The organism is Azospira sp. MPR-E4 (assembly GCF_058809645.1).
In genome coordinates this window covers 1-21772 of record NZ_JBXAST010000054.1, presented here as the reverse complement: position 1 = coordinate 21772, position 21772 = coordinate 1, and the positions used below count along the sequence as shown (strand labels likewise).

The window sequence follows — 21772 nt, the reverse complement described above, 5'->3', positions numbered from 1 at the left end:
GCCCCGAGCCCAAGTGGCCCACCCCCAGCACCCCGGATCCACCAGAAAAAACGTTTCTGGCAAAACCTCTTTTACCGGAAACATAAACCCATGAACGCTAATGACTCTTTCGTCGTTTTGATAGCGTATCAGCGCATCGTTCATATACTTCAGGAACCATGGTGAGGTCACCAAGTCATCTTCCAGCACAATGACTTTCCCATACTCATTGCATAGACGAGTGACTCCATCTACAACGGAACGTGCGAGCCCCCAGTTTTCTTCCCTCAGAATTATCCGAACGGACCGAAATCCACGGATCGATTCAACATAACTACGTACGTTCTGTACCGACTCGCAGGCTTCCGGCTTTGCAGGCGCATCGGAATAAATCACTAGGTCAGTGTCGCCAGCACCATCATTCCGCTGCAGTGCTTCTACCGTTTTCTGGGTATGCCAAGGGCGGTTATATACGAATAGCGCAACGGGCGCATGAATCTCTATATTGGCACCAACGCCCTTGCCAGCTGACCTATACGACATTAGATTTGTCTGTGTTATCTAGAAAGAACATCGTATTCACGGTTCTGGCAAAAAAACCGTAGCCTTGGCTGGTCATGAATTTATATAACTCGCCTTTGCATACATCGTCTAAACATGTCGCAAGTGATTCCACAAGAACGTACTTGGGTCTGAACTTAATCCAATCGTTGGATCGCAACACTTTCAGATCCAGTCCTTCCACATCCACTGTCAAAAAGTCAATCTCTTGTCCGCTGACCAAATGTTTCTCAAGCACCTTTGCTAAAGGCTCCACCCGGACACACTGGGTCCCAATGCACTTGTAAGGCGTATTACGCTCGCGCTCATGCATCAATGACTCGTCAAACGTATTTAAGGCGGGGTCTTCAAACTCGAAGTACAACAACTCACCGGTGTGATCGGCTATGCCCAGCTGTAGATTGATATCCTGGCTCCGCATCTTCATAAACAGATCATAGGCCACAGGATTCGGGTCGATATTGATGCCCCGCCAGCCGCGCATATGGAAGTAATAGGTATTAGAAAAGCGCTTGGGGTGATGTGCACCAACGTCCACATAAAAACCTATTTTTTGGTTAGCGAGCAGCCGTTCCAAAAGCATATCCTCGCCCTCCTGGGAGTAGGAAAGACGAGCCCAAGGATCTACTGCTCGGATCAAAAAACGGGGCAACCAGCCGAGATTCGATCTTAGAAATGCCTTCAACGGGAGACCTCTTGAAGTAGTGACTCGGAAGCAATAGGTAAAGTGGCATCCAGAAATAGCTTTCCGTCATCGAGACGGTATACACGATCTGCGTGGGTAACGGCTGCCAGATTGTGCGTCACGATCAAAATCGTCGTTTCACCACGCAAGCGCATCAACTCGGCCATCACCGCCGCTGCGGTGTCTGGGTCAAGAGCACTCGTAGCCTCATCTAGGATCAGCAATGCAGGCTGTCGATACAAAGCGCGCGCGATACCAATTCGCTGTCGCTGCCCCCCGGAGACCCCTTGCCCCCCCTCGCCCAATACCGTATCAATGCCATCCGAGAGAGAACTTATAAACGAAGACAGATTTGCCTGTTCTATAGCCCGGCTCAAACGTTGAGAATCGGGCTGATCCTCCAGTGAAATATTGTATGCAAGCGTGGAGTCCAACAAAGCGATCTGCTGCGGCACATAGCCGATTTTCCCTGCAAAATCAGTATTGCCGAAAGGATCGAACACCCTTTCACCCATGCTGAACCTTCCGTTCGCCGCAGGTTGCAGTCCAGCCAGCAGGTCCAGCAGTGTTGACTTGCCAGCGCCAGAGCCGCCAACTACGGCAGTCACTCCACCCTCCGGAATTTCGATTGAGACATCGTTCAGGACGACAGTGTCGCGGTAACTGAATCCCAAATTCCGTGCCACATACGCCCCCCTGAAATCAACTTCGTCATTATGGCGCGGCTGAACATAGCTCCCGATGGCTGCGCGCATGTCCAGCAACCCCTCGACAAAAGGTAACGAATACCGGAAACCACTATATGCACCGGCCAGCCGGGAAAATGCAGGCGCCGCACGCACTGCCACTAGCCCCATCGTCACAAGAAAGGGCGCCTGGGCAACCAGATCCTGCCCAGAAAGACTTATCCAAATGCAGGCACCGACGATCGCAGAAACCATGATCGCTTCAACAGCAATCCTCTGGGTCGCGGACACCGACACATAGTTTGCCGTCAGATCCGCATGGCGATCAGCGATGGTGCGGTTACGGTTGCTAAAGGTAAGCTCCAAACCCATGATCTTTATATCGCGAATTGCGTTGGCCATCGTGAATACGAAACGATGCCGCGCAAGATCGGTAGCCTGAGTCTCTCGTCCAATTCGAGCAGCTCGTTTGGAGAGTGGCAGAAAGAAGCCAACCGCAAGCACGAAGAGCGTGAGGAGAATCAGTACGCTCAGCCACGGAGTAGCTACGGTAATCGCGATAAACAATAGACTCAGCAGCACCAACTCGTTAGCAGCCGACATCAGGGCCTGGAACAACATCGTCGCATGCGTAGTATTCGAGTAGGAAATGCCGGCGATCTTGACGGCGCCATGGTCTTGGAACAGCTGGAACCGCGAATACAAAGCCTGCTGAATCAGATCTCCACTCGTACGCTTAGTGATATCCGAAGCGATCCTCGCTTGGTAAGCGACCAACTTGACATGTAAAAATCCCTTCAATACATAAACGGCTGTAAGGCAGAGACCCGCCACCACCACGGCGGTCTTGTGGGGGATGTCTGCGCCCGACATGCCTAGGTCTTCGAGTTTTTCAAGGGCCCCCTGATAGAAAGCGGGGTCCGTGGCTAGTTTGAGGAAGGGGAATATTAGTGCCAGACCCGCTAACTCGATCACGGTAATAAGCAGACTGGAAAACAACATCAGAATGATGCGACCGACGCCAAGCACTTGCTGAAAGAATGCAACTAGACGACGGATGCGTCCAATTGGTGTAGATGGATTCATTGAGTTGGACACGTTTCTAGCTATCGCATGTTCGGAAAGGAGGCAAGCGTCTTGTCGAAAACGAATTGCCATAGGGAAAGTACCTGGCGCTGTATCCGGGGCTTAGCCGCCTCCAGCCGCCCTCCCACCTGGGCCAGGACAATGGCGGCAACTCCGCCACAAGCGCTGGCTAGGGCTGCCCCCGCAAGCGATGTGCAGCCACTGGCAACAAGTAGAGCCTGGGCCAACAGCAGTACGGGAAAGTGCATTGCGTAGAGACTATATGAGTAGTCCGCTATTTTGTCGCCGAAGCCTAGCCTAGGGCGGAGGCCAAAGAGGAATGCAGCGATGCCGGCAGAAATGAGGACATCAATCCATACAGGGCGACCGCCCCCCCGCAAAGGAGTAAGCTCGAAATGCGCTGCAGCCAGATCAACGGCGGCAAGTAGGGCCGCCAGGCATACACCGCACGCAAGCGAGCGCTTCCGCAAAGCCTGCTTCAAGGGGATGCGAAGATAGTAGGCACAGGAACCCAATAGCCAAATAGCCGCATACCGCATGAACTCGGAGTTGTAACGCCACCCGGCTCGCATGGTGTAGTAGCATGTGATAGCAAGCAAAACCATAACAAATGCACGGCGGCGTCCTTGCCACAAGGCATAGCCGCACGCAAATAAAACGTAGAGCTTAGCCTCCATGTACAGACTCCAGAGCGGGCCGTTTATTTCCGCCAGTCCGTCGCGCATTAACAAGGCCGACAGTAACTCCCTGAGAGGAAGCTGCACAATCTCCCGCGCAGTGTAGACATCGCCGGGCAGGATCATTGGCGAGGTCCGGCCAGGCAACTTAAACAGCTCGAGGCATGCGTACACAAGAAGCGAAATGGCAATCGAAAACAGAAACGGAGGATAGAGACGCGAGAACCGGGCCACGAAGAACTCAGTCAGGTTAAGTATGCCGTTTCGCGCGGCATTGACCTCGATCGAATGCGTGATGAGGAAGCCGCTCAGGATGAAGAACACAATGACGGAATAGTAGCTGGCATCCGAGGAAATGCTATGCTGCCAAGATCCGAGACCCCAAACGCGCAACCAGAAAACCTGAACGATGTGGGCGAGGAACACAACGAAGGCGGCGACACCGCGAATCGCCCCCAGGTACTCGAATTTCTCGCCCTCACTCATCTGCACCTCGTCAAGTCCTGGCTTGACGCATCAGCGCCTCAGCCACCCGGAAATCGAGTGCAGTATCGACATCTATGGATCTTTCCCTAGGCATAACGTACGCAATAGTGCCCTTCGGCGTGAAAGTCCGCTCGGCGAGGAAAACCTCAATATTGACAATGTAGATGGCGCCATTAAGGCGGTACCAATGGCCAAGATCCTGGCTTCTCACTCCTTTGTATTCAGGACGTATGAAATCGTCCATTGTCAGGTCATCGCCAATCTGCCCGATCCAAGCAGGCGGACACTCGGCTTCGCAAACAGACACAACGGCCGGAGCGCCACTGTTCCTGTGCAAAGCGATCGCAGCGGCGACATCATTCGCGGTCCGCAACGGTGAAGTCGGCTGTAGCAGGACAAAGTTTCTATACGCGGCCAATCCACTTCCGTAGTGATCAAGGACGTCCTTAACCACATCAAAGCTGGACGCGGTATCGCTGGCCAGCTCGGTCGGCCGGAGACGCGGGCACTCGGCGCCGGCCGCACGCGCCAAATCCTGGTATTGGCGGGAATCTGTTGTCACCACTGTTGCGCCAACGTCGGGACACTCGGCCCCAGCCGTCACGGACCAGACAAAGAGCGGCTTCCCACACAACTCACGTATATTCTTGTCGGGCAGGCGTTTGCTTCCGGCGCGGGCGGTCACGATGGCCAAGTACTTATCGTTCATTGGCACAGGTCCCGAAAATTCCGCAACATATGTAGGCCGGCATCTCCACTCTTCTCGGGATGGAACTGCGTTCCAAACACATTGCCGACCTCCACCAGGGCGGCGATCTGGCAAGCGGCGTAGGTGGCGAGTCCAGCCACGATCGGTGGCTGGGGGTTCACCACTCCATAGCTATGGACGAAATAGAAGAACTCGTCCTCTACACCTTGGAGCAGTCTGGGAGGCGACGCATCAGCTGAGCCGGTCACGCGCGACCACCCGATATGTGGGAGACGCGCCTCGACCGGTAGCTTCACAACATCGTATTCAATCAGTGCCAAGCCTTCGTGCCGCCCCTGCTCCGTACTCGAACGCATCAACATCTGAAAGCCCAGGCAGATGCCGAGCAGTGGCTTACCCGCCTGCGCCATTGCCATCAGGGGTTCGCGCAACTGATACATATCAAGGCGGCGCATGCCTTCGCCGAAGGCGCCTACACCCGGCAGCACCAAGCCGTCGGACTTACTCAAAAGCCCGGGATCACGCGTCAGCTCCGCCTCGGCGCCGATGTATTCGAGCGCGTTTAACACGCTACGTACATTGCCTATACCGTAGTCGACGACGGCAATCATCGGCCGCTCCTACGACTTACCGTGTTGGGCAAGACCGACTTGAGCTCTGCAACGCTGGCCTTCTCATAGTGGAGAAGAGAAGCAATAGCCACCCCCTGTAACTGGGTGTACGCATCGAGCTGCCGCAGATGCTCGAGCTTTCCGGCACCGCCCGAAGCCACAACCGGTATACGTACCGCAGCCTCGACCGCCGCACACAACTCAAGGTCAAAACCGCGCTGCGTACCCTCCTGGTCCACTGAGGTCACCAATAGTTCTCCAGCGCCGCGCTGTTCTAGTTCCTTAGCCCACTCGACCACATCACGGCCGGTCGGTTCACGGCCGTTGCTGATATAAGCTTCCCAGCCCTGGCCTTTGCGCTTGGCTTCGATAGAGCCAACCAGGCATTGGCTGCCATAGACAGCAGCGATCTGTTCAGCAAGGCGAGGATTTCGCACCAGCGCACTATTCACTGCCACCTTGTCGGCACCGGCGGCGAGCGCCTGCTCCACATCCTCAACGGCGCGTACGCCCCCACCCATAGTGATGGGCACGAAGACGGTCTTGCAGGCCGCAGAAACTGTATGGAACAGATTGCTGCGGCCGTATAGGCTCGCCACCGAGTCCATCATCAGGATCTCATCCACCGCCTCCGCGTAATACTTACACGCTAGCTCAACGGGATCGCCGATGCGACGCTGACCTTCTAGGTGTATGCCCTTAATGACGACGCCGTTCTTGATATCCAACCGAGCGATCAGTCTTTGCATGACTCAGATATCATTGAAGAGCTTCTGGGTGGACACCTGCCAAAAACTTTCCTTGCCCATCGCCTCAAGGAAAAGCTGGGCGCTGTTGCCTGCGCCGAAGGCCAAGTCTGGCGCATGCCGCTCCAGATTGCGCCAGATAGTGCCAATCGCCTCAAGAATTTGCCCACGTTCGCCTTCCACATTGACGATGCAGGGTGAATTGGCGCGGCCGGTCTGGCGAGTGGACACATTGATGGCCGGCACGCCGAAAACTGGGCATTCACGAATTCCGGCACTGGAATTACCCAGCAGGTAGCGCGCATTGCGCAGCATAACAAGAAAATACTCAACCCGCATCGAGGGCAGCAGCTTAATGCGCCGGTTATTCTCCAGACGCTTCCAGGCGCTGAAGATCAATTCGCATCCTTCATCGTTATTCGGGAAAATCACCACATGCTCTCGTTCGCTTTCGAGAATAGCGTCAGCAATGGCTTGAGCTGAGCGCTCGGTATCGGCAAGGTCAGTGGTAACAGGATGAAAGATGGTCACCCCATAATCGGGGAAGGGAATGTCATAGTAACGTTTTACCTCGGCGATATCCGGCAGCGACGACGACATCATCAGGTCGATATCGGGTGAGCCGATGATGTGTATGGTTTCTGGCCGCTCCCCCAGTTGCAACAGTCGCCGCGAAGCCTCTTCGTTGGCGACAAAATGAATATGGGACATCTTGGTCACCGCATGTCGGATTAATTCGTCCACCGTGCCCGAGACTTCGCCACCCTCAACATGAGCGACCAAAATGTTACGCAGAGCCCCAACGATGGCGCCCGCGAGTGCCTCGACGCGATCCCCGTGCACCACAATGAGATCAGGCCGGAACTCGGTCAGATACCGCGACAGGCCTTCGATTGTGGAAGCCAGAACGCGTTCCATGGGCTCACCGACAACCTGGTTGTGGTAAACATAGACGCTGCGGGTGCCGTCGCGCAAACGATGTTCAGGCAAGGCGTGATATACCTCGTCAAGAGTATATCCATAACGCGACAATGTATGCATACCGGTGATGAAGATCGCTGCCTCAAAGGCCTCGGCGGCATCCACCGACTGAATCAGCGGCTTCAACTTGCCGAAATCGGCGCGGGTCCCGGTTAGGAAGAGAATCTTTCGGGTCACGCGTTGGACTCCATATTGAGATGGCTGCGTATATTCTTGGAAAGCCCCGGCTTATCGCCAGGCAATTGCGAACCAGAATACAGGAGCTCATGCAGATGTCGTAGCTCACGCTTCACTATTTCCTTGTCTGCATCCGCTGCTTGAGGTCTTCGCGACTGCGCGCGCACAGCAGGAATCGAATCATAGCCCTGTCTCAACATGGCATCGATGATTTCGGCACCTGGCTTGGCGTCTCGCCAACCCAGCAATTCAAGCGGGCGAGCTAAGCGAGGCAGCTTTTTTCGAATGCGCCACAGGATACGCTCGACAAGCCCTCTGTTGGCTAGCTCATGACGTCCAAATCGGCGTGACGCAACGACGGTGCTGGTTACAAAGTTGTAGGCAAGCCAACGAAAGCCGTTGACCACATTGTCCATGCTCCAACCGGCCTCAAGCGCCGCCTCAATATTCCTCAAGTACTCGTCCTCCGAGCTTCCGGTGCGCATGATATCTGGCGGATAGGACGGAAGCCGCCGATCATAGGTTACTACGGGGATGCCGAGGATTAATCCCTCCATGGCGGTTATCGACCAACCTGTCAGAATCACACTGGTATCTTCGAGTAACTCGTAAAGGGCAATACCCTCACATGGCCAGTTAACGTGGACGTTCTCCGGCACATTCTCCAGCAAGTCTTCGAGCATGAAGGACTGCTCGGAACGAGCTTGCTCACGCTTATTCGGAAAATCGCGAGGGTGCACGCGAATTACAAGGAAGAGATCCGGTCTTTGCTTGACCCATGCAATCGTGGCCCTGACCCATTCCGCCTGGGTTCGGTACACATTGCTGAAAACCTTATTCTCCGGGAAGGCATCAATCAAGAACGCCGCATAAGCCTCGTCGTAGCTGCTCAATGTCATCAGCAGCACTTTCTGCTCCGAACGTATTGCCCATTTACTGCGAATACCTACATCGCCCCCATGGCCAGCATAAGGCGAAGAAAAAACGGCGAAGTGCTTACCACTAAGTAATTGCTCAAAATGTCCCGAAACCGCACGGGCGGTCTCCTCGGTAACTACATTGAGCTCGCTACGGCCCCAGTATTTTAAAGCGGGATTTACCAGCCTGTGGCTCTGCCAGTCCCATACGCGCATGGTACCCAGGCGATGGCTTAAATTTGTGCCACTCTCCATGAAAAACGCCTTTATGCCTCGCCTGATTGCGAACTGCATGCAGGGATTGATATTCGAGTACTGCGGACTGAATGCGACGATGACTTCCGGGGTCGCCTGCTCCAAGAACCGCGCGAAAGCTCTTAGGGAAATCAGCGCATTCAGTAGGTAGATTCGGTATTCCGCCCATTCGGACTCTGTCAGTACCGTAGACATTTTTTTGTGGGCGAGGGTAAATTCGTACAGCGTCAGACGTCCAACCTCAATACCGTGGCTTTGGGTATAAAGCGTTTTCTGCTCGTAAGCCTGCTTGGCCAGCACCTCGCAGGCAGCCCTGTCTGCCGAGGTAATGTACTGAGCGAGGTTGAATGTCGGAAAGCCGTAGCTTGAGTGCAAGGACTTGACGCCAGCCTCGCAGGCATCGCATATCGGACGTATGCTATCCGCCGAACAGGACGGCTTATGGCCGTGGGCGCTCATTGGCGCACAATATGACTGGGCACGCCCACAAGTCATATATTCCACATCATGCCCAAGCTCTGACAACCCCTTGGCAAGATACGCTTCGGGAACTGTATGCTCCCAGAGAGCGACGTGGGGTGTAAAGAACAGTATCTTCACAATTCAAGAAAAAAAAGGATGCAGCCAGGCATTCATTTCGTCCAATACGTTCTTCGCCTGCCGCTGTAGCTTCAGGTTCGCTTCAATGTAGAGCGCATGAGTGCGTGGGAGCTCGTTCAACTCCTTCAAGACACGCGCCCGCATGATATCACCGTCGCAGCACGCCACATCAAGCAGGCGGTCCTTCATATCGAGTTCGGCATACAGCTTTTCCACTTGCGGATAGGTAAGCAGCCCCAGCGTCGGTGTCGCCATGCCGATGGGACAAACATTTGCGTGGAAACGCATTCCTAAGGCCAGATCGCAGTTGCCATACAACGATAAGAATGCGGGCAAGCCGGAGCTAGTCGGCGTTAAGGAAGAAACCACCACTCTACGCCGAAGATGTCGGTCGGGAATCAAGGGCAACAACTGAGCAATCAGGACCATGTCCCGCCAGATGTGCGGCACAAGCTCGATGGCAAGTCCGTCATCCGCTTCCAGAAGGCTAGCGCAGGTATCAGCGAGTTCCTGGAGAAACTGCTGGGTCGTCTTCTGCCCCGGGAAGCGACGCTCCAACATGTCACCGGCGATATTGATGACGATCTTTCGCAACGGATCGAAACATCGGTTCGTATTGGGTGCCCTGGCGAAAAAACCACCATCCGGCATAACGGGAATGCGTGAAGCGACGTCAGCACCCAGCACCTCCTCCAGGGCGCTGAAGGATCCATCATTGCGCACGCAGACGAACATAGATTCTCGCGCCATCACCTCAGACATGAAGGAACGGAAGCGCTCAGCGCTAGAGGCAGTGTACCCCTGCCCAATATCGGCCCCAAGTGAATAGAAAGCAGTGGGAACATCCAAGGCCGCAAGGCGCTGTGGCGAAATATCGATGGAAGTTCCAGTCGCCGATGATTCCACCCACAGCTCGAAATAGTTGCCACCGCCGATTAGTAACAAATCAAAGCTATTAGCGTAGCGCACGAAATCATCATCGAAACTGCGCTGCTTCCAATAGAACTCACGGATCTCGAGCTCGGTAAATGACAGTTCATAGTCAAGGTGGCGCTGGAACTGTAGCCGGGCACCAGCATGATTCGCCAAGTCACCGATGTTTCCAGCAAAACTAGCAACATGCAGGACCCGCAGCCTTTTCTTCACAGTGCTCATTCGCTGCTACCGGCTCTCTGCACGTCGCTCCACGCCACCTGCGCATTAGCCGACAGATCGCGAGCCGCAGGCCTACCGAACAGGCTTTCGTAATCTTTTGCCTTAATTTCGCCGGTTCCCGGGCGCTTGACCCAGATGTTGTCAGCGCTGAAAAACTCTCCCGCCTTGACGGGCCTGGTGGTGACCACACAGGCGTAAGCGAAGTCTATGGTCGGCTGCTCTTCGGCCAGTATCACCTTGGAGCCGCCGAGTGCCGCGTGAATGGCCAGACTTCCCTTGACCATTTCCGACAGTTGCGCGGGGTCCACCGAGATCGAAATATCTGGCCCCGGCCAGTCGTAACTGGAAGTGAAATGCTTTTCCAGAATAGAGGCCCCCAACGGCACCGCGGCAAAACAGGTGTAGGGACCGAGCGAATGATCCGATAGTCCGAGCACAGCATCCGGGAAGGCTTCGGCCAGTTCTGCTAAAGCACCTAGGCGCACCTTCTCATAAGGCGTCGGATACATGGAGGTGCAATGTAGTAGGGCGAAAGGCACTCCGGCCTCGCGGAAGATCTCAACCGCCGGACGGATGCTGTCTATATCATTCATGCCGGTGGACAAAACTACAGGCTTACCGAAGGCAGCAACATGGCGGATCAACGGATAGTTGTTACACTCGCCGGAACCGATCTTGTACCAATTCACGCCTAAAGCCTCGAGCTCGTTCGCGGCAGCACGCGAGAACGGCGTGCTCAGATAGAGCAGCCCTTTGGACTCGACATAGGCCTTGAGTCGGGCCTCCTCGTCACGCGTGAGGGCACAGCGCTTCATGATGTCCCAGATGGACTCCTTGGCATTACCAGGAATCACGTCATTTGGAATCATTTCATCTTCAATGACGTGGTACTGGAATTTCACGCATTCGCAGCCGACGTTCTGTGCGTCGTCTACCATTCGGACAGCCTTATCCAAGCAGCCTTCGTGATTAATGCCGATTTCTGCGATCACCAGAGGAGGATGGGCAGAGCCAATTTTGCGACCTAGGATTTCGAATTCAGACATGTCTGCCTCTTTCAGCCAATTTCGTGCCTTAGTTTCCACACGCCGTCGACCTTATGCCAAAGGTGCGGAGAGCGGTATCTGTCCACCGTCTCGTGGAACTCGGCTTCGGTAATATCGATATATTCGAGGAACTCACGGAAGTACTTGGCGGGGAACTCCTGATCGAACTTCCTAACCAAATTAACTCCCTCTTCCCGCGTAATTTTGCCGTTGCGGATTTCTTGGGCGGCATCATAGGAGGCACGGCCAAGGCCGAACTTAACGAGAGTAGTGTAATAGTGGAATGGATCGATGCGGTCGTCGATGCTGCTGTACTTGGAATAGGTACCTTCGGTACGCTCGGGGTTAGCCTGAAATCCAGTGTTCTCCACGGCATAGTAGTAACACTCCTGCGGATCCCACTTCAGGTAGTAGCCAAGGTAATGCACTTCTACACCCGCTTTTTCCAGGACTTCACGCGTGGGGGGGATATAGGGAGCGAAGTCGCCTAGCGTAAAGCCGTACTGGGCGATGATGTCGCGCATGGTCACGCCGCCGAACTTCATGTCGAGAGTCTCACCCGTTGAATAGAAAGCCGGGTCCATGGTCGGACGTTTGTTGTCGTCGACGTTGTTGCCATACTCAGCCTGGTTCTCGCCGTACATCACCAACTCAACCCCGTAGCGCGCCGCCATGGCCGGACCGATGATGCGCTGGCCAATGATGAAGGGCTGGAAAGGATGCAGCAGATTCAGGAAGGCCAGGCGGGTCAGCAGACGATGCAGCTTCCCGTTCGGGGTGTAGAGGATATTATCGAGACCGCCAACATGCATCCAGTTCGAGAAATTTTTCCAACCGATGTCAGTGTACAAATGAGGTGCCCAGGTCACAGTCAGTGGGTTCATTCCGTATTTGTACTTGAGGATGTGGGCTGTATAGGCGCTGTCCTTCCCGCCGCTACCCGGCACGATAACGTCATAGCGCCCGTCGTTGCGCTTGAACGGCCCTAGCAGTTCGATCAACCGCTCTTCGCGCGCTTTCCAGTCGATGTTGGTATCCTTCTCGAACGCGAAGGCGCAGGCTGAACACAAGCCATCGGCAAAGGCGATAGTTGATTTCTTGTCGTTCTTGTCACTACCGAACTCTACTGTTGAGTTCGGCCGCTGGTTGGAGATAACGCAGTTCTTGCAGAACTCTACGTCAGGCGGCAATCCAAAATAAGCTTCGTTTTCCATAGCGCTTCAGCACCAGTCAAATATACATATCAAAAAGCAAGGGCGGCTTAGGGGAAACCACCCTATTTCTCTGCCTCGAGAAAATCCCGGTAAGCCAGTCGCAATCCGACCGCAAGCGTTGTTCTGGCTTTCCAGCCATTGCCGCTAAGGAGGGACACATCCATCAACTTGCGTGGCGTGCCGTCCGGCTTGCTTGGATCGAATACGATTTTCCCGGAGTAGCCAACGACACCGCTGATCAACTCCGCCAAATGCTCGATCGTGACATCCTCACCCACGCCAACATTGACAAGCGGGGGCTCAAAGCGGCAGGTGACGGACTCGTCGCTGCCCAGCAGCCCTTCGTATGCAGGGTCTTCGAGACTCATCAGATACACGCAGGCATCTGCCAGATCATCGCTATATAAGAATTCACGGCGCGGAGTCCCGGTACCCCAGATGACAACTTCCCTAGCTCCCGCCATTTTTGCTTCGTGAAACTTGCGCAGGAGGGCGGGAATCACATGACTGTTGTAGGGATGATAGTTATCGCCGGGCCCGTAGAGGTTTGTAGGCATGACCGCCAGATACTTCGTGCCGTACTGTCGGTTATAGCTCCAGCACATTTCGATACCAGCTATCTTGGCCAGAGCATAAGGTCGGTTAGTCGGCTCCAGAGGGCCGGTTAACAGGTATTTCTCTTTGATCGGCTGAGGACAATCGCGGGGATATATGCAACTCGACCCGAGAAATACAAGCCGCTTAACCTTATTTTCGTAGGCAGCACGTATAACATTCGATTGGATCTCAAGATTCGAATACAGGAAATCAGCCGGATAGGTGTTGTTTGCAAAAATTCCTCCGACCTTCGCGGCAGCAAGAAACACGTAGTCGGGCTTTTCTTCAGCAAAAAAATCCGCTGTTGCTCGCTGATCGGTCAATTCGAGTTCGGCGTGGGTGCGCAATAACAAGTTGTTATAGCCCTTTGTGCGCAGATTACGCACCAGTGCCGAACCAACTAAGCCGCGGTGGCCGGCCACGTAGATTTTATCGCCTTTACGCATACTCACTCGTGGTAGTCGTAGGTCGGATAGCCATGCTTCTTTACCAACTCGTCGCGTTCGGCACTCTTTAGATCTTCCCGAACCATCTCACTTACCAGTTCCTGGAAACTCGTGCGCGGGGTCCAGCCCAGCTTCTGTTTGGCCTTGGAGGGGTCGCCGAGCAGAGTTTCAACCTCAGTGGGGCGGAAATATCGGGGGTCGACCTGGACGATACAATTACCAGAGGCGTCGTAGCCTTTCTCATCTACGCCAGAGCCTTCCCAGCGAACCACTATTCCCAACTCCCTGGCAGCGGCATCGACGAAATCACGCACACTGTACTGCACACCAGTGGCGATCACGAAATCCTCAGGCTTTTCCTGCTGAAGCATAAGCCACTGCATCTCGACATAGTCCTTGGCATGGCCCCAGTCGCGCTTTGCGTCCATGTTGCCGAGGTATAAACAGTCCTGCAGCCCAAGCTTAATGCGAGAGAGTGCACGAGTGATCTTCCGGGTTACAAAGGTTTCACCTCGCACCGGTGATTCATGATTAAACAAGATGCCGTTGCAGGCATACATGCCATATGCTTCACGATAGTTGACCACGATCCAATAGCCGTAGAGTTTAGCGACCGCGTAGGGGCTTCGCGGATAGAAGGGTGTGCTTTCCTTCTGGGGAATTTCCTGGACGAGGCCATAAAGCTCGGAGGTACTAGCCTGATAGAAACGTGTTTTCTTTTCCAAGCCTAGGATGCGGATGGCTTCGAGCAGTCGCAAGACGCCAAGGGCGTCTGAATTGGCTGTGTATTCAGGCTCCTCAAAGCTGACCGCGACATGACTCTGTGCTGCAAGATTGTAAATCTCGTCAGGCTGTATTTGTTGAATGATACGGATCAGTGACGACGAATCAGTCATGTCACCATGATGAAGAAAAAAACGGACATCCTTTTCATGACGATCCTGATACAGATGGTCAATGCGATCGGTGTTGAAAAGCGAGGTACGGCGCTTAAGACCATGCACTTCGTAGCCTTTTTGGAGCAGAAGTTCGGCTAGATAGGCGCCGTCTTGGCCTGTAATGCCGGTAATTAAAGCAACGCCAGGGGAGCGTGAGATGGGCGCTGAGTCGCAATGTGTCATGCTTAAGTCCATTTCTTGCTTAAGTTCTTCAATAAGCAGCCAAGTTGATTAGATTATTTGTCGAGAAAGTTTTTTTGGGGGGGCCACTAGTTATTTTTCGCTGCGGCCATAGTGGTCGTTGAGACGCACGATGTCGTCCTCTCCAAGGTAACTCCCCGATTGCACCTCAATAATTTCAAGCGGAATAGTTCCCGGGTTAGCAAGACGGTGTACTTCACCGAGGGGGATATAAGTAGACTGGTTCTCGGTAAGTAGAATAGTCTCATTTCCATTGGTTATCTCTGCAGTCCCTTGGACAACCACCCAATGCTCGGCACGGTGGTGGTGCTTTTGCAGACTCAAACTGGCCTTTGGCTTGACCCGAATACGCTTGACCTTGAAGCGCTGCCCGTCGTCGATGCTGTCGTACCACCCCCAAGGGCGGTGTACCTTTCGGTGCAGGGTGTGCTCTTCCCTACCACTAAACGTGAGTTGGTTGACAATATGCTTGACGTCCTGACTGCGAGACTTATTGGCAACGAGAACGGCATCAGCTGTCTCGACCACAACAAGATTCTCCACACCGACTAGGCTGACTAGTCGGCTAGTCGCTTGTACTAGGGTATTGCGACTGTCCCTGGTAAGCACGTCGCCTACGTGGGCGTTACCGTCATCGTCCTTGGACATAACTTGCCAGACGGCATCCCACGCACCGAGATCGCTCCATCCGGCATCCAATGGGATCATCTTTATTGGGAAGGCGCCACCCGGACATTGCTCCATGACTGCATAGTCAATCGATTCAACGGGAATATCTTCGAAGGCCGGCTTGTTTGGGCGAATAAAGACAGATGCGGCATACCTATCGATGCTGCGATCCTGCCAAGCAGCTCGTGTGGCGGCAAAAATATCAGGACGGAATTGCTCGAGTGCAGCCAGCCAGACAGAGGCCCTGAGCACGAATATGCCGGCGTTCCAGAAGTAATCACCTTGGTCAAGATAGGCTTGAGCAGTATGTTCATCCGGCTTTTCGACAAAACGTCGAACCGACAGCACGGAGTTTTTGGATTCGCGGTCAACCTGGATATATCCATAACCAGTTTCTGGACGATCTGGCGCAACGCCCAAAATGACAATGCTGCCGGTACCAGCTTCGTTTATGGCCGTCTGCATGACAGCAGTGAAGGCCTCGGTGTCGGCTACGGTCTGATCAGCTGGAGTAACGACGAGAATGGGGTCGGAGCCACCCTCCGATGCAGCAAGTGCAGCCAAGGTAAGGGCAGGGGCAGTATTGCGGCCGATAGGCTCAAGCAATAATGCACCGACTTCGATATTAATTTCGCGTAGTTGCTCAAGTGCAAGAAAGCGATGATCCTCATTGGTCACGACCAACGGCTCTATCACATCAATATCTACAGAGCCCAATCCGGCTAAGCGTCTTGCTGATAGCTGAAAAAGGCTTTCATCACCCGTTAGACAAAGGAACTGCTTAGGGAAGCCAGCACGCGACAAGGGCCATAAACGCGTCCCAGAACCTCCACAAAGAATGACCGGCTGAATGTTATGCATGTTTACAAGCGCCAAAGACGAAAGCCCATTTCAGCGATGGATTGATTTGAGTAAGCGGACTTAACATTGACGAAAACCCAGCCCGGAAGGAGTTTCGTCAGCAGATCGCTAATGGGCATGTCGTGATATTGTCGATGAGATACGGCCGCAACAAAAGCCAGGGCCTGCGGAAGTTCTTCCCAAGAAGATAGCGCTATACCGTACTCGCGTTTCGCCTCCATCGGATCTGCGATTGGATCATGTACAAGAACCTCGCAACCATAGTCTTGCAGCCCCCTTACTAGGTCAGCCACTTTGGAGTTTCTAATGTCCGGGCAGTTTTCCTTGAAAAATAGTTCAGCCCCTGGAATTGAGGAACTCGACATCCTTGACTACCGGCTCATGAACAACGACTTCTAAGCCTTTAGCCCTAATGCGTCTAATGATGCTCTGAATGGAGGAGGCACAAAAGTTGTCCGAGCCGACCTTCATAATCAGCCGAGGGACACCAACGACCTTCGGATTGCGGCGGATAATCTCGTCGACAACGAAGTCCTTGCGAGTGGTGTTGGCCTCGGCGATGCCATGACCCCGGTTCTGAGGCACATAACGATATGTTTGCCAGCAGTTGTTTCGTGTTCTTGGGCAAACAATGGCCACCGTAACCCGTTCCGGCAATGGCGATATTCACTGCGAGCCCACCCTCACAGAACTCACTTCAGCTTTTGAGGCCAAGATTCAACTTGAAACATTTCATGCTTAGCCACTTTATGATGCAGAAACTCCGCCGTCGGCTCGCCGCCTCCCCCGCTGGAGCCAGCGGAAATTAGTATAGCCTAGCTCACCGCTCACTCTTGCTCAGGAGCAACCCTTGCCCCCCGCCCCTTCTCCGCGAGCACCTGAAAGCAAAATTGATGCACCAAGCTCCAACCTCAGCCCTTTGATCTGCACCCGCCTACTAACCTGAGGCGCCCGACGCACATCGCAAGACTCCGAACCGAACATCCTCTTGCAAAGAGACCAATTTCCGCCGCGGGGATACGCGAATCAATGCAATCAACGCATGCTACCGCCATGCCGTTTCACGATCAGCAAGCGCGGCCAGTAGGTTTGTATAGCAGGGGAGAGGGGAATACACCGGAGCAACAAGGTGCGCAAAACGCTACATCACCGAGAAAAACTCTGCAAAAGCGGCAGGATTGTATCACTTCGTCATTAAATCGAGAAAAACCTCTCGCCGAGCTGGCAATGACGACATAGGGGATATCAATTCACCTTGCGCAAACTCGCCGGTGCGACCCGCACTGCCACGGTCTTGCTCAGCATCTCGATCAGCACCATAACTCGACGCTCACCATCGGCCATTTGGTAAATGCCTTCGACGCCTGCAAACGGAGCCGCCGTCAAGCGAACACACTCACCCGACTCAAACAGCCGCTCCGGCTTAGCTCGAACCACTGCTTCCTGAGTTCGCAACAGTTCTATCAAACCATCATCCACCCGCGCAGGCTCGATTCCGAAACTGACCAGACGACTTACACCCTTGGTCGAACGAATCGGCGCCCAACTCTTGCCCCCCTCCCCTTGCCCCAAGCGAATGAATAGATAGCGGGGAAACAGGGGCTCGTCAGCCACGGTTAACAGCCCTTGCCGAAGCTTTTCGTAAGGAAGCATAGGGAGGTAGCACTGATACCCCTGCCGCTGGAGGTTTTCCAGGGCGCACTTTTCCTGCCTGGGCTTGGCATGAACGAGATACCAATGCATCGCCACCTCTGAACGCTATCTTTATGGTGGATATTTTACCTCTCGGCATTACAGCAGGGCAATTACACCCCCATTAAAAGCCGCATTTGTCATCAAACTTCCACCCTCTGTTCTGTGGCGGCCCCCTTCACCCAAAGGGCTTGTTAGTACTTTCAGAATCAAATTGCCTTTTCAGGAGCGCGCCCGCTATTTCTAGCCGAACCACTTTCCAACTATCCATTGACCGCCCACTGCAGGCCGACTGGGCGCAGAGGCAGATTAGCAGCTACATGATCTGAACGGTGATTGCCAGGGACGAGTGGCAATGGATCGATAGTCCCCGCCCCCCCCCAACGTCCGCTTGCTCCCCGAAGAAGCGGAACGGGAACGGTGGCAAACCAGGCCCGAAACGGAACGGCTAATTGCCGCCTGCCCGCATCAGCCGACCTCCATTTCCCGTCCTTCCCTAGCAACGGGGCGCCGTGCTGGGAAATCCTCGGCTTGGAATGGAACCGGGTGGATTTGCAACGCCAAACCGCTTGGCTCAACAAAACCAAGAATGGAACACCGCGAGGCGTACCGTTGAACAAAGACGCGGTAGCCGTACTCCGGGCACAGACCGGGAAACATCCCCAGTTCTGCTCTACCTTCCTGGGCAAGCCGATTAAGGCCAATATGAGTAACAAAGACTAGTTCGCCGCCCTACAGAAGGCGGGAATTGAGAACTTCCGGTTTCATGACCTGCGCCATACCTGAGCCTCCTGGCATCCTCAGGCCGGGACCAGTTGTGATGAACTCAAGGAGCTCGGCGGCTGGAAAACGCGGTCAATGGTGGACGCTATACCAAGTTTGCAACGGAGCATCTAGCAAACGCGGCCTCGCAAATCGAGATAGGTGACTGGGGAAAACGTGGTGTCGTTGCCACGTTTTTGTCACGCTGACCAAATGAAAAGGGCCCTCGGATAACCGAGAGCCCTTTGGAATTTGGTGGCCAGTCGCGGAATCGAACCACGGACACGCGGATTTTCAATCCGCTGCTCTACCAACTGAGCTAACTGGCCAAAAACGAAGGCCGCATTGTAGCCACGACCTACCAGCCTGTCAAAGACTTTGTGACATTTATTTCGCAACGCCCTCACACCGACCCCGGCGGCGGCAGGGAGCGGTTCCAGGCGGAGGCCAGGGGCGCATCTTCGGCCAGCTCGGGACGGGGCTCCTGGTAGGCGGGGAAAACCACCCGGGCGATGCTGCCCTGGCCTTTGGGATTGGGCCGCAGGCTGGCCTGGGCGTGGTGCAGCTCGGCGATCTCGCGGACGATGGGCAGGCCCAGACCGGAGCCTTCGGTGCCCGCATCGTCCACCCGGTAGAAGCGCTCAAAGACCAGTTCGGACTGCTCCTCGGTGATGCCGATGCCGCTATCCTCGATCTCCAGCACCACTTCCGATTCGCCGCCCTCGCTGCGCCGGCGCACCACCCGGCAGGTGACCTGGCCGCCCACGGGGGTGTAGCGCAGGGCGTTGTCGATGAGGTTGTTGATCATCTCCCGCAGCAGGAAGGAGTTGCCCTCGATCTCGGTGGCGCCGTCGGCAGGCTCGTAGCCCATATCGATGTAGTTCTCCAGGGCCCGCATGACCCAGTCCTCGACGATCTCCCGCAGCAGCTTGTCCAGATTCATGGGCGCCAGGGGCTGGCTGGCGGCGCCGCTGCCGGCCTCGGCCCGAGCCAGGGTGAGCAGCTGGTTCACCAGGTGGGAGGCCCGGTCCACCGCCCCGGCCATCTGCCGCAGGGCGTACAGCAGGCGCTCCGGGTCGTTCTCCCGCATGGCCAGCTGGGCCTGGGTCTTGAGGCCGGTGAGGGGGGTGCGCATCTGGTGGGCGGCGTCGGCGATGAAGCGAGTCTGGGCCTCCATGTTGCGCTCCATGCGCTCCAGCATGCCGTTGAAGGCCTCGATCAGGGGCTGCAGTTCTTCCGGCACCTTGCGCGTGTTGATGGGCGAAAGATCGCCGGGACGGCGGGCCTCGATGCGGCTGCGCAGCTTGGTCAGGGGTTTCAGGCCCTGGGAGAGGCCGAACCAGACCAGGATCACCGCCAGGGGAATGATGACGAACTGGGGCAGGATGACGCTGGCGATGATCTTGTTGGCCAACTGGGAGCGCTTTTCCAGGGTCTCGCCCACTTCCACCACCAGCCAGCGGTCGTCGGGCCGGTTGGGATCGGCGAGGAACTGGTAGGCGATGCGCAGGTCCTGGCCGTTGAATTCGCCGTCGCGGAAGCTGATCTCGCCGGTGTCGTCCCGGGGCCGCACCAGCTCGGGGGCCACCGGCAGTTCCTTGTCGCCGGCCAGGCGCGTGCCTTCCCGGGTGACGACGTGGAAGTAGACGCTGTCCACCTCGTCGGCCCGCAGCACGGCCCGGGCCGAGCCGGAAAGGTTGATCACCGGCTTGCTGTCGCTGTAGCGGATCTGCCGGGCGATGGCGTTCACGTTCTCCCGCAGGGCCTGGTCGTAGGGATAGCCGGCGACGATGTTGGCGAAGTAGTGGGTGATGGCGATGCTGATGGGCCAGACGAAAAGCAGGGGCGCCAGCATCCAGTCCAGGATTTCCCCGAACAGGGAGCGCTGGGCGTCGCCCCCCTCCTTAGCGGCCGGCGCCGGGTTCTTGCGGCTTTTCAAGGCAGTAACCGAGTCCGCGCACGGTGGCGATGCGCACCCCGCCGGATTCCAGCTTCTTGCGCAGGCGGTGGATGTACACCTCGATGGCGTTGTGGCTCACCTCCTCGCCCCAGCCGCACAGGTGGTCCACCAGCTGGTCCTTGGAGACCAGGCGGCCGACCCGGGAGAGCAGGATTTCCAGCAGCCCCAGTTCCCGGGCCGAGAGGTCCAGGTTCTGGCCGTCCAGCTGGGCCACCCGGCCGGCCTGGTCGTAGGTCAGGGCACCGCAGGTGATGACCGGGGCGGTGCCGGAGGAACGCCGGGTGAGGGCCCGCACCCGGGCCTCCAGTTCGGCCAGCTCGAAGGGCTTGGCCATGTAATCGTCGGCCCCCAGGTCCAGGCCCTTGACCCGGTCGCCGGTGCCGTCGAGAGCGGTGAGGATCAGCACCGGCAGCTGCACATTGCGGGCCCGCAGGCGCTTCAGCACCTCCAGCCCGGGCAGCTTGGGCAGGCCCAGGTCGAGGATGAGCAGGTCGTAGGAATTGGTCATCAGGGCCGTGTCGGCCTCCAGACCCGTATAGGCGCAGTCGACGGCGTAGCCGCCCTGCCGCAGGGAACGGGAAAGCCCGTCCGCGATGATTTTGTCGTCTTCAGCCAGGAGTATGCGCATGGAGGATAAGAGCCTGATCCGCGTAAGTTTTATGTAAGCCCGCGCCCTTAATCTGGCGCCGCTGTTCTCCTTTTATGGTCTTAGGAGTCTCGCTTCGGCGGGACTCGGGGGGCGGTTCGATTCCTGCACCGAATCGTCCCCTGCCATCTTTCTTGCGCGCTTTTTCTGTGCGTGCTGCGTTCCCGCCTCCGCTTCGTCCTCGCTCGACCACTGGCCAAAAACCGCCTCTGGCGCCGCTTTCCGCCGCACGGACGTTCCTTACGGGAACCTTTTCAGTGTAACAAATTCGCCCCTCTCCGGTTGCTGCGCCGCGTCATGGACGGCACTGCCAGCTCCATCCGGACGGCATCATTTCATTCAAATGAATGAAATGGCACAATGGAGCCATTCAAAGCGCCGGTCATCCCCCAGGCGCCGCATCCTCCGCGGAGAATCCCCATGCCCTCC

The 21772-nt window shown here is 55.7% G+C and carries 20 protein-coding genes and 1 tRNA gene; 1 reads left to right on the top strand and 20 read right to left on the bottom strand.

All coding sequences use genetic code 11. The annotated features are described in order from the left end of the window. From AC1RTA_RS13615 to rfaH, 17 genes are all read right to left on the bottom strand, one after another. The coding region (locus tag AC1RTA_RS13615) for a hypothetical protein (protein ID WP_492784999.1) at positions 1–189 on the bottom strand (189 nt) is incomplete at its 3' end. A 322-nt stretch (positions 190–511) separates the two neighbouring features. Beyond that, positions 512–1117, bottom strand: a complete 606-nt coding sequence (locus tag AC1RTA_RS13610) for an FkbM family methyltransferase (RefSeq protein ID WP_492784998.1) — start codon at positions 1115–1117, stop codon at positions 512–514. A 104-nt stretch (positions 1118–1221) separates the two neighbouring features. After that, a complete protein-coding gene (locus tag AC1RTA_RS13605; RefSeq protein ID WP_492784997.1) occupies positions 1222–3069 on the bottom strand; it encodes an ATP-binding cassette domain-containing protein in 1848 nt (615 codons plus the stop codon). Further along, complete coding sequence (locus AC1RTA_RS13600; protein WP_492784996.1) at positions 3018–4160, bottom strand: acyltransferase family protein; 1143 nt, start codon at positions 4158–4160, stop codon at positions 3018–3020. Before AC1RTA_RS13600 ends, AC1RTA_RS13605 begins: the two co-directional genes overlap by 52 nt. Positions 4161–4170: 10 nt before the next feature. Then, a complete protein-coding gene (locus tag AC1RTA_RS13595; protein WP_492784995.1) occupies positions 4171–4869 on the bottom strand; it encodes an acylneuraminate cytidylyltransferase family protein in 699 nt (232 codons plus the stop codon). Then, on the bottom strand, positions 4866–5480 hold the full coding sequence (gene hisH, locus AC1RTA_RS13590) for an imidazole glycerol phosphate synthase subunit HisH (RefSeq protein WP_492784994.1): 615 nt from the start codon (positions 5478–5480) through the stop codon (positions 4866–4868). The genes AC1RTA_RS13595 and hisH overlap by 4 nt, the downstream gene beginning before the upstream one ends. Beyond that, entirely contained in the window at positions 5477–6229 is a 753-nt protein-coding gene (gene hisF / locus AC1RTA_RS13585; protein ID WP_492784993.1) for an imidazole glycerol phosphate synthase subunit HisF, read from the bottom strand. The genes hisH and hisF overlap by 4 nt, the downstream gene beginning before the upstream one ends. Before the next feature lie 3 nt (positions 6230–6232). Then, positions 6233–7384 carry a UDP-N-acetylglucosamine 2-epimerase gene (gene neuC, locus AC1RTA_RS13580; protein ID WP_492784992.1) on the bottom strand — a complete coding sequence of 384 codons (1152 nt, stop codon included), beginning with the start codon at positions 7382–7384 and terminating at the stop codon, positions 6233–6235. Beyond that, a complete protein-coding gene (locus AC1RTA_RS13575) occupies positions 7381–8931 on the bottom strand; it encodes a hypothetical protein (protein WP_492784991.1) in 1551 nt (516 codons plus the stop codon). The genes neuC and AC1RTA_RS13575 overlap by 4 nt, the downstream gene beginning before the upstream one ends. 228 nt (positions 8932–9159) lie before the next feature. Next, positions 9160–10311 carry a polysaccharide pyruvyl transferase family protein gene (locus AC1RTA_RS13570; protein WP_492784990.1) on the bottom strand — a complete coding sequence of 384 codons (1152 nt, stop codon included), beginning with the start codon at positions 10309–10311 and terminating at the stop codon, positions 9160–9162. Next, complete coding sequence (locus AC1RTA_RS13565) at positions 10308–11357, bottom strand: N-acetylneuraminate synthase family protein (protein WP_492784989.1); 1050 nt, start codon at positions 11355–11357, stop codon at positions 10308–10310. The genes AC1RTA_RS13570 and AC1RTA_RS13565 overlap by 4 nt, the downstream gene beginning before the upstream one ends. 11 nt (positions 11358–11368) lie before the next feature. Next, positions 11369–12571: an N-acetyl sugar amidotransferase gene (locus AC1RTA_RS13560; RefSeq protein WP_492784988.1), complete on the bottom strand. Its 1203-nt coding sequence runs from the start codon at positions 12569–12571 to the stop codon at positions 11369–11371. Positions 12572–12633: 62 nt separating this feature from the next. Further along, positions 12634–13614, bottom strand: a complete 981-nt coding sequence (locus tag AC1RTA_RS13555; protein ID WP_492784987.1) for a GDP-L-fucose synthase family protein — start codon at positions 13612–13614, stop codon at positions 12634–12636. 2 nt (positions 13615–13616) lie between these two features. Further along, entirely contained in the window at positions 13617–14735 is a 1119-nt protein-coding gene (gmd, locus tag AC1RTA_RS13550) for a GDP-mannose 4,6-dehydratase (protein WP_492784986.1), read from the bottom strand. A 90-nt stretch (positions 14736–14825) separates the two neighbouring features. Beyond that, complete coding sequence (locus tag AC1RTA_RS13545; protein WP_492784985.1) at positions 14826–16283, bottom strand: mannose-1-phosphate guanylyltransferase/mannose-6-phosphate isomerase; 1458 nt, start codon at positions 16281–16283, stop codon at positions 14826–14828. 2 nt (positions 16284–16285) lie between these two features. Next, positions 16286–16648 carry a UDP binding domain-containing protein gene (locus tag AC1RTA_RS13540; RefSeq protein ID WP_492784984.1) on the bottom strand — a complete coding sequence of 121 codons (363 nt, stop codon included), beginning with the start codon at positions 16646–16648 and terminating at the stop codon, positions 16286–16288. An 880-nt stretch (positions 16649–17528) separates the two neighbouring features. Continuing rightward, positions 17529–18026: a transcription/translation regulatory transformer protein RfaH gene (rfaH, locus tag AC1RTA_RS13535; protein ID WP_492784983.1), complete on the bottom strand. Its 498-nt coding sequence runs from the start codon at positions 18024–18026 to the stop codon at positions 17529–17531. Between the two features lie 369 nt (positions 18027–18395). Between rfaH and AC1RTA_RS13530 the strand changes: the two genes are divergently transcribed. Next, positions 18396–18698 carry a tyrosine-type recombinase/integrase gene (locus AC1RTA_RS13530; RefSeq protein WP_492784982.1) on the top strand — a complete coding sequence of 101 codons (303 nt, stop codon included), beginning with the start codon at positions 18396–18398 and terminating at the stop codon, positions 18696–18698. 292 nt (positions 18699–18990) lie between these two features. Here the strand turns inward: AC1RTA_RS13530 and AC1RTA_RS13525 are convergent. From AC1RTA_RS13525 to AC1RTA_RS13515, 3 genes are all read right to left on the bottom strand, one after another. Further along, positions 18991–19066, bottom strand: a tRNA-Phe gene (locus AC1RTA_RS13525). A 74-nt stretch (positions 19067–19140) separates the two neighbouring features. After that, complete coding sequence (locus AC1RTA_RS13520; RefSeq protein WP_014235385.1) at positions 19141–20676, bottom strand: sensor histidine kinase; 1536 nt, start codon at positions 20674–20676, stop codon at positions 19141–19143. Continuing rightward, entirely contained in the window at positions 20642–21325 is a 684-nt protein-coding gene (locus tag AC1RTA_RS13515) for a response regulator transcription factor (RefSeq protein ID WP_014235386.1), read from the bottom strand. Before AC1RTA_RS13515 ends, AC1RTA_RS13520 begins: the two co-directional genes overlap by 35 nt. Positions 21326–21772 lie beyond the last annotated feature (447 nt).

What these genes read in the sequence shown, in the direction of transcription:
- AC1RTA_RS13595 (WP_492784995.1), bottom strand. Translation starts at nt 4,869, where the DNA reads ATGAACGATAAGTACTTGGCCATCGTGACCGCCCGCGCCGGAAGCAAA.
- gmd (WP_492784986.1), bottom strand. Translation starts at nt 14,735, where the DNA reads ATGACACATTGCGACTCAGCGCCCATCTCACGCTCCCCTGGCGTTGCT.
- hisH (WP_492784994.1), bottom strand. Translation starts at nt 5,480, where the DNA reads ATGATTGCCGTCGTCGACTACGGTATAGGCAATGTACGTAGCGTGTTA.
- rfaH (WP_492784983.1), bottom strand. Translation starts at nt 18,026, where the DNA reads ATGCATTGGTATCTCGTTCATGCCAAGCCCAGGCAGGAAAAGTGCGCC.
- AC1RTA_RS13600 (WP_492784996.1), bottom strand. Translation starts at nt 4,160, where the DNA reads ATGAGTGAGGGCGAGAAATTCGAGTACCTGGGGGCGATTCGCGGTGTC.
- AC1RTA_RS13560 (WP_492784988.1), bottom strand. Translation starts at nt 12,571, where the DNA reads ATGGAAAACGAAGCTTATTTTGGATTGCCGCCTGACGTAGAGTTCTGC.
- AC1RTA_RS13605 (WP_492784997.1), bottom strand. Translation starts at nt 3,069, where the DNA reads ATGGCAATTCGTTTTCGACAAGACGCTTGCCTCCTTTCCGAACATGCG.
- AC1RTA_RS13515 (WP_014235386.1), bottom strand. Translation starts at nt 21,325, where the DNA reads ATGCGCATACTCCTGGCTGAAGACGACAAAATCATCGCGGACGGGCTT.
- AC1RTA_RS13540 (WP_492784984.1), bottom strand. Translation starts at nt 16,648, where the DNA reads ATGTCGAGTTCCTCAATTCCAGGGGCTGAACTATTTTTCAAGGAAAAC.
- AC1RTA_RS13555 (WP_492784987.1), bottom strand. Translation starts at nt 13,614, where the DNA reads ATGCGTAAAGGCGATAAAATCTACGTGGCCGGCCACCGCGGCTTAGTT.
- AC1RTA_RS13545 (WP_492784985.1), bottom strand. Translation starts at nt 16,283, where the DNA reads ATGCATAACATTCAGCCGGTCATTCTTTGTGGAGGTTCTGGGACGCGT.
- AC1RTA_RS13570 (WP_492784990.1), bottom strand. Translation starts at nt 10,311, where the DNA reads ATGAGCACTGTGAAGAAAAGGCTGCGGGTCCTGCATGTTGCTAGTTTT.
- AC1RTA_RS13565 (WP_492784989.1), bottom strand. Translation starts at nt 11,357, where the DNA reads ATGTCTGAATTCGAAATCCTAGGTCGCAAAATTGGCTCTGCCCATCCT.
- hisF (WP_492784993.1), bottom strand. Translation starts at nt 6,229, where the DNA reads ATGCAAAGACTGATCGCTCGGTTGGATATCAAGAACGGCGTCGTCATT.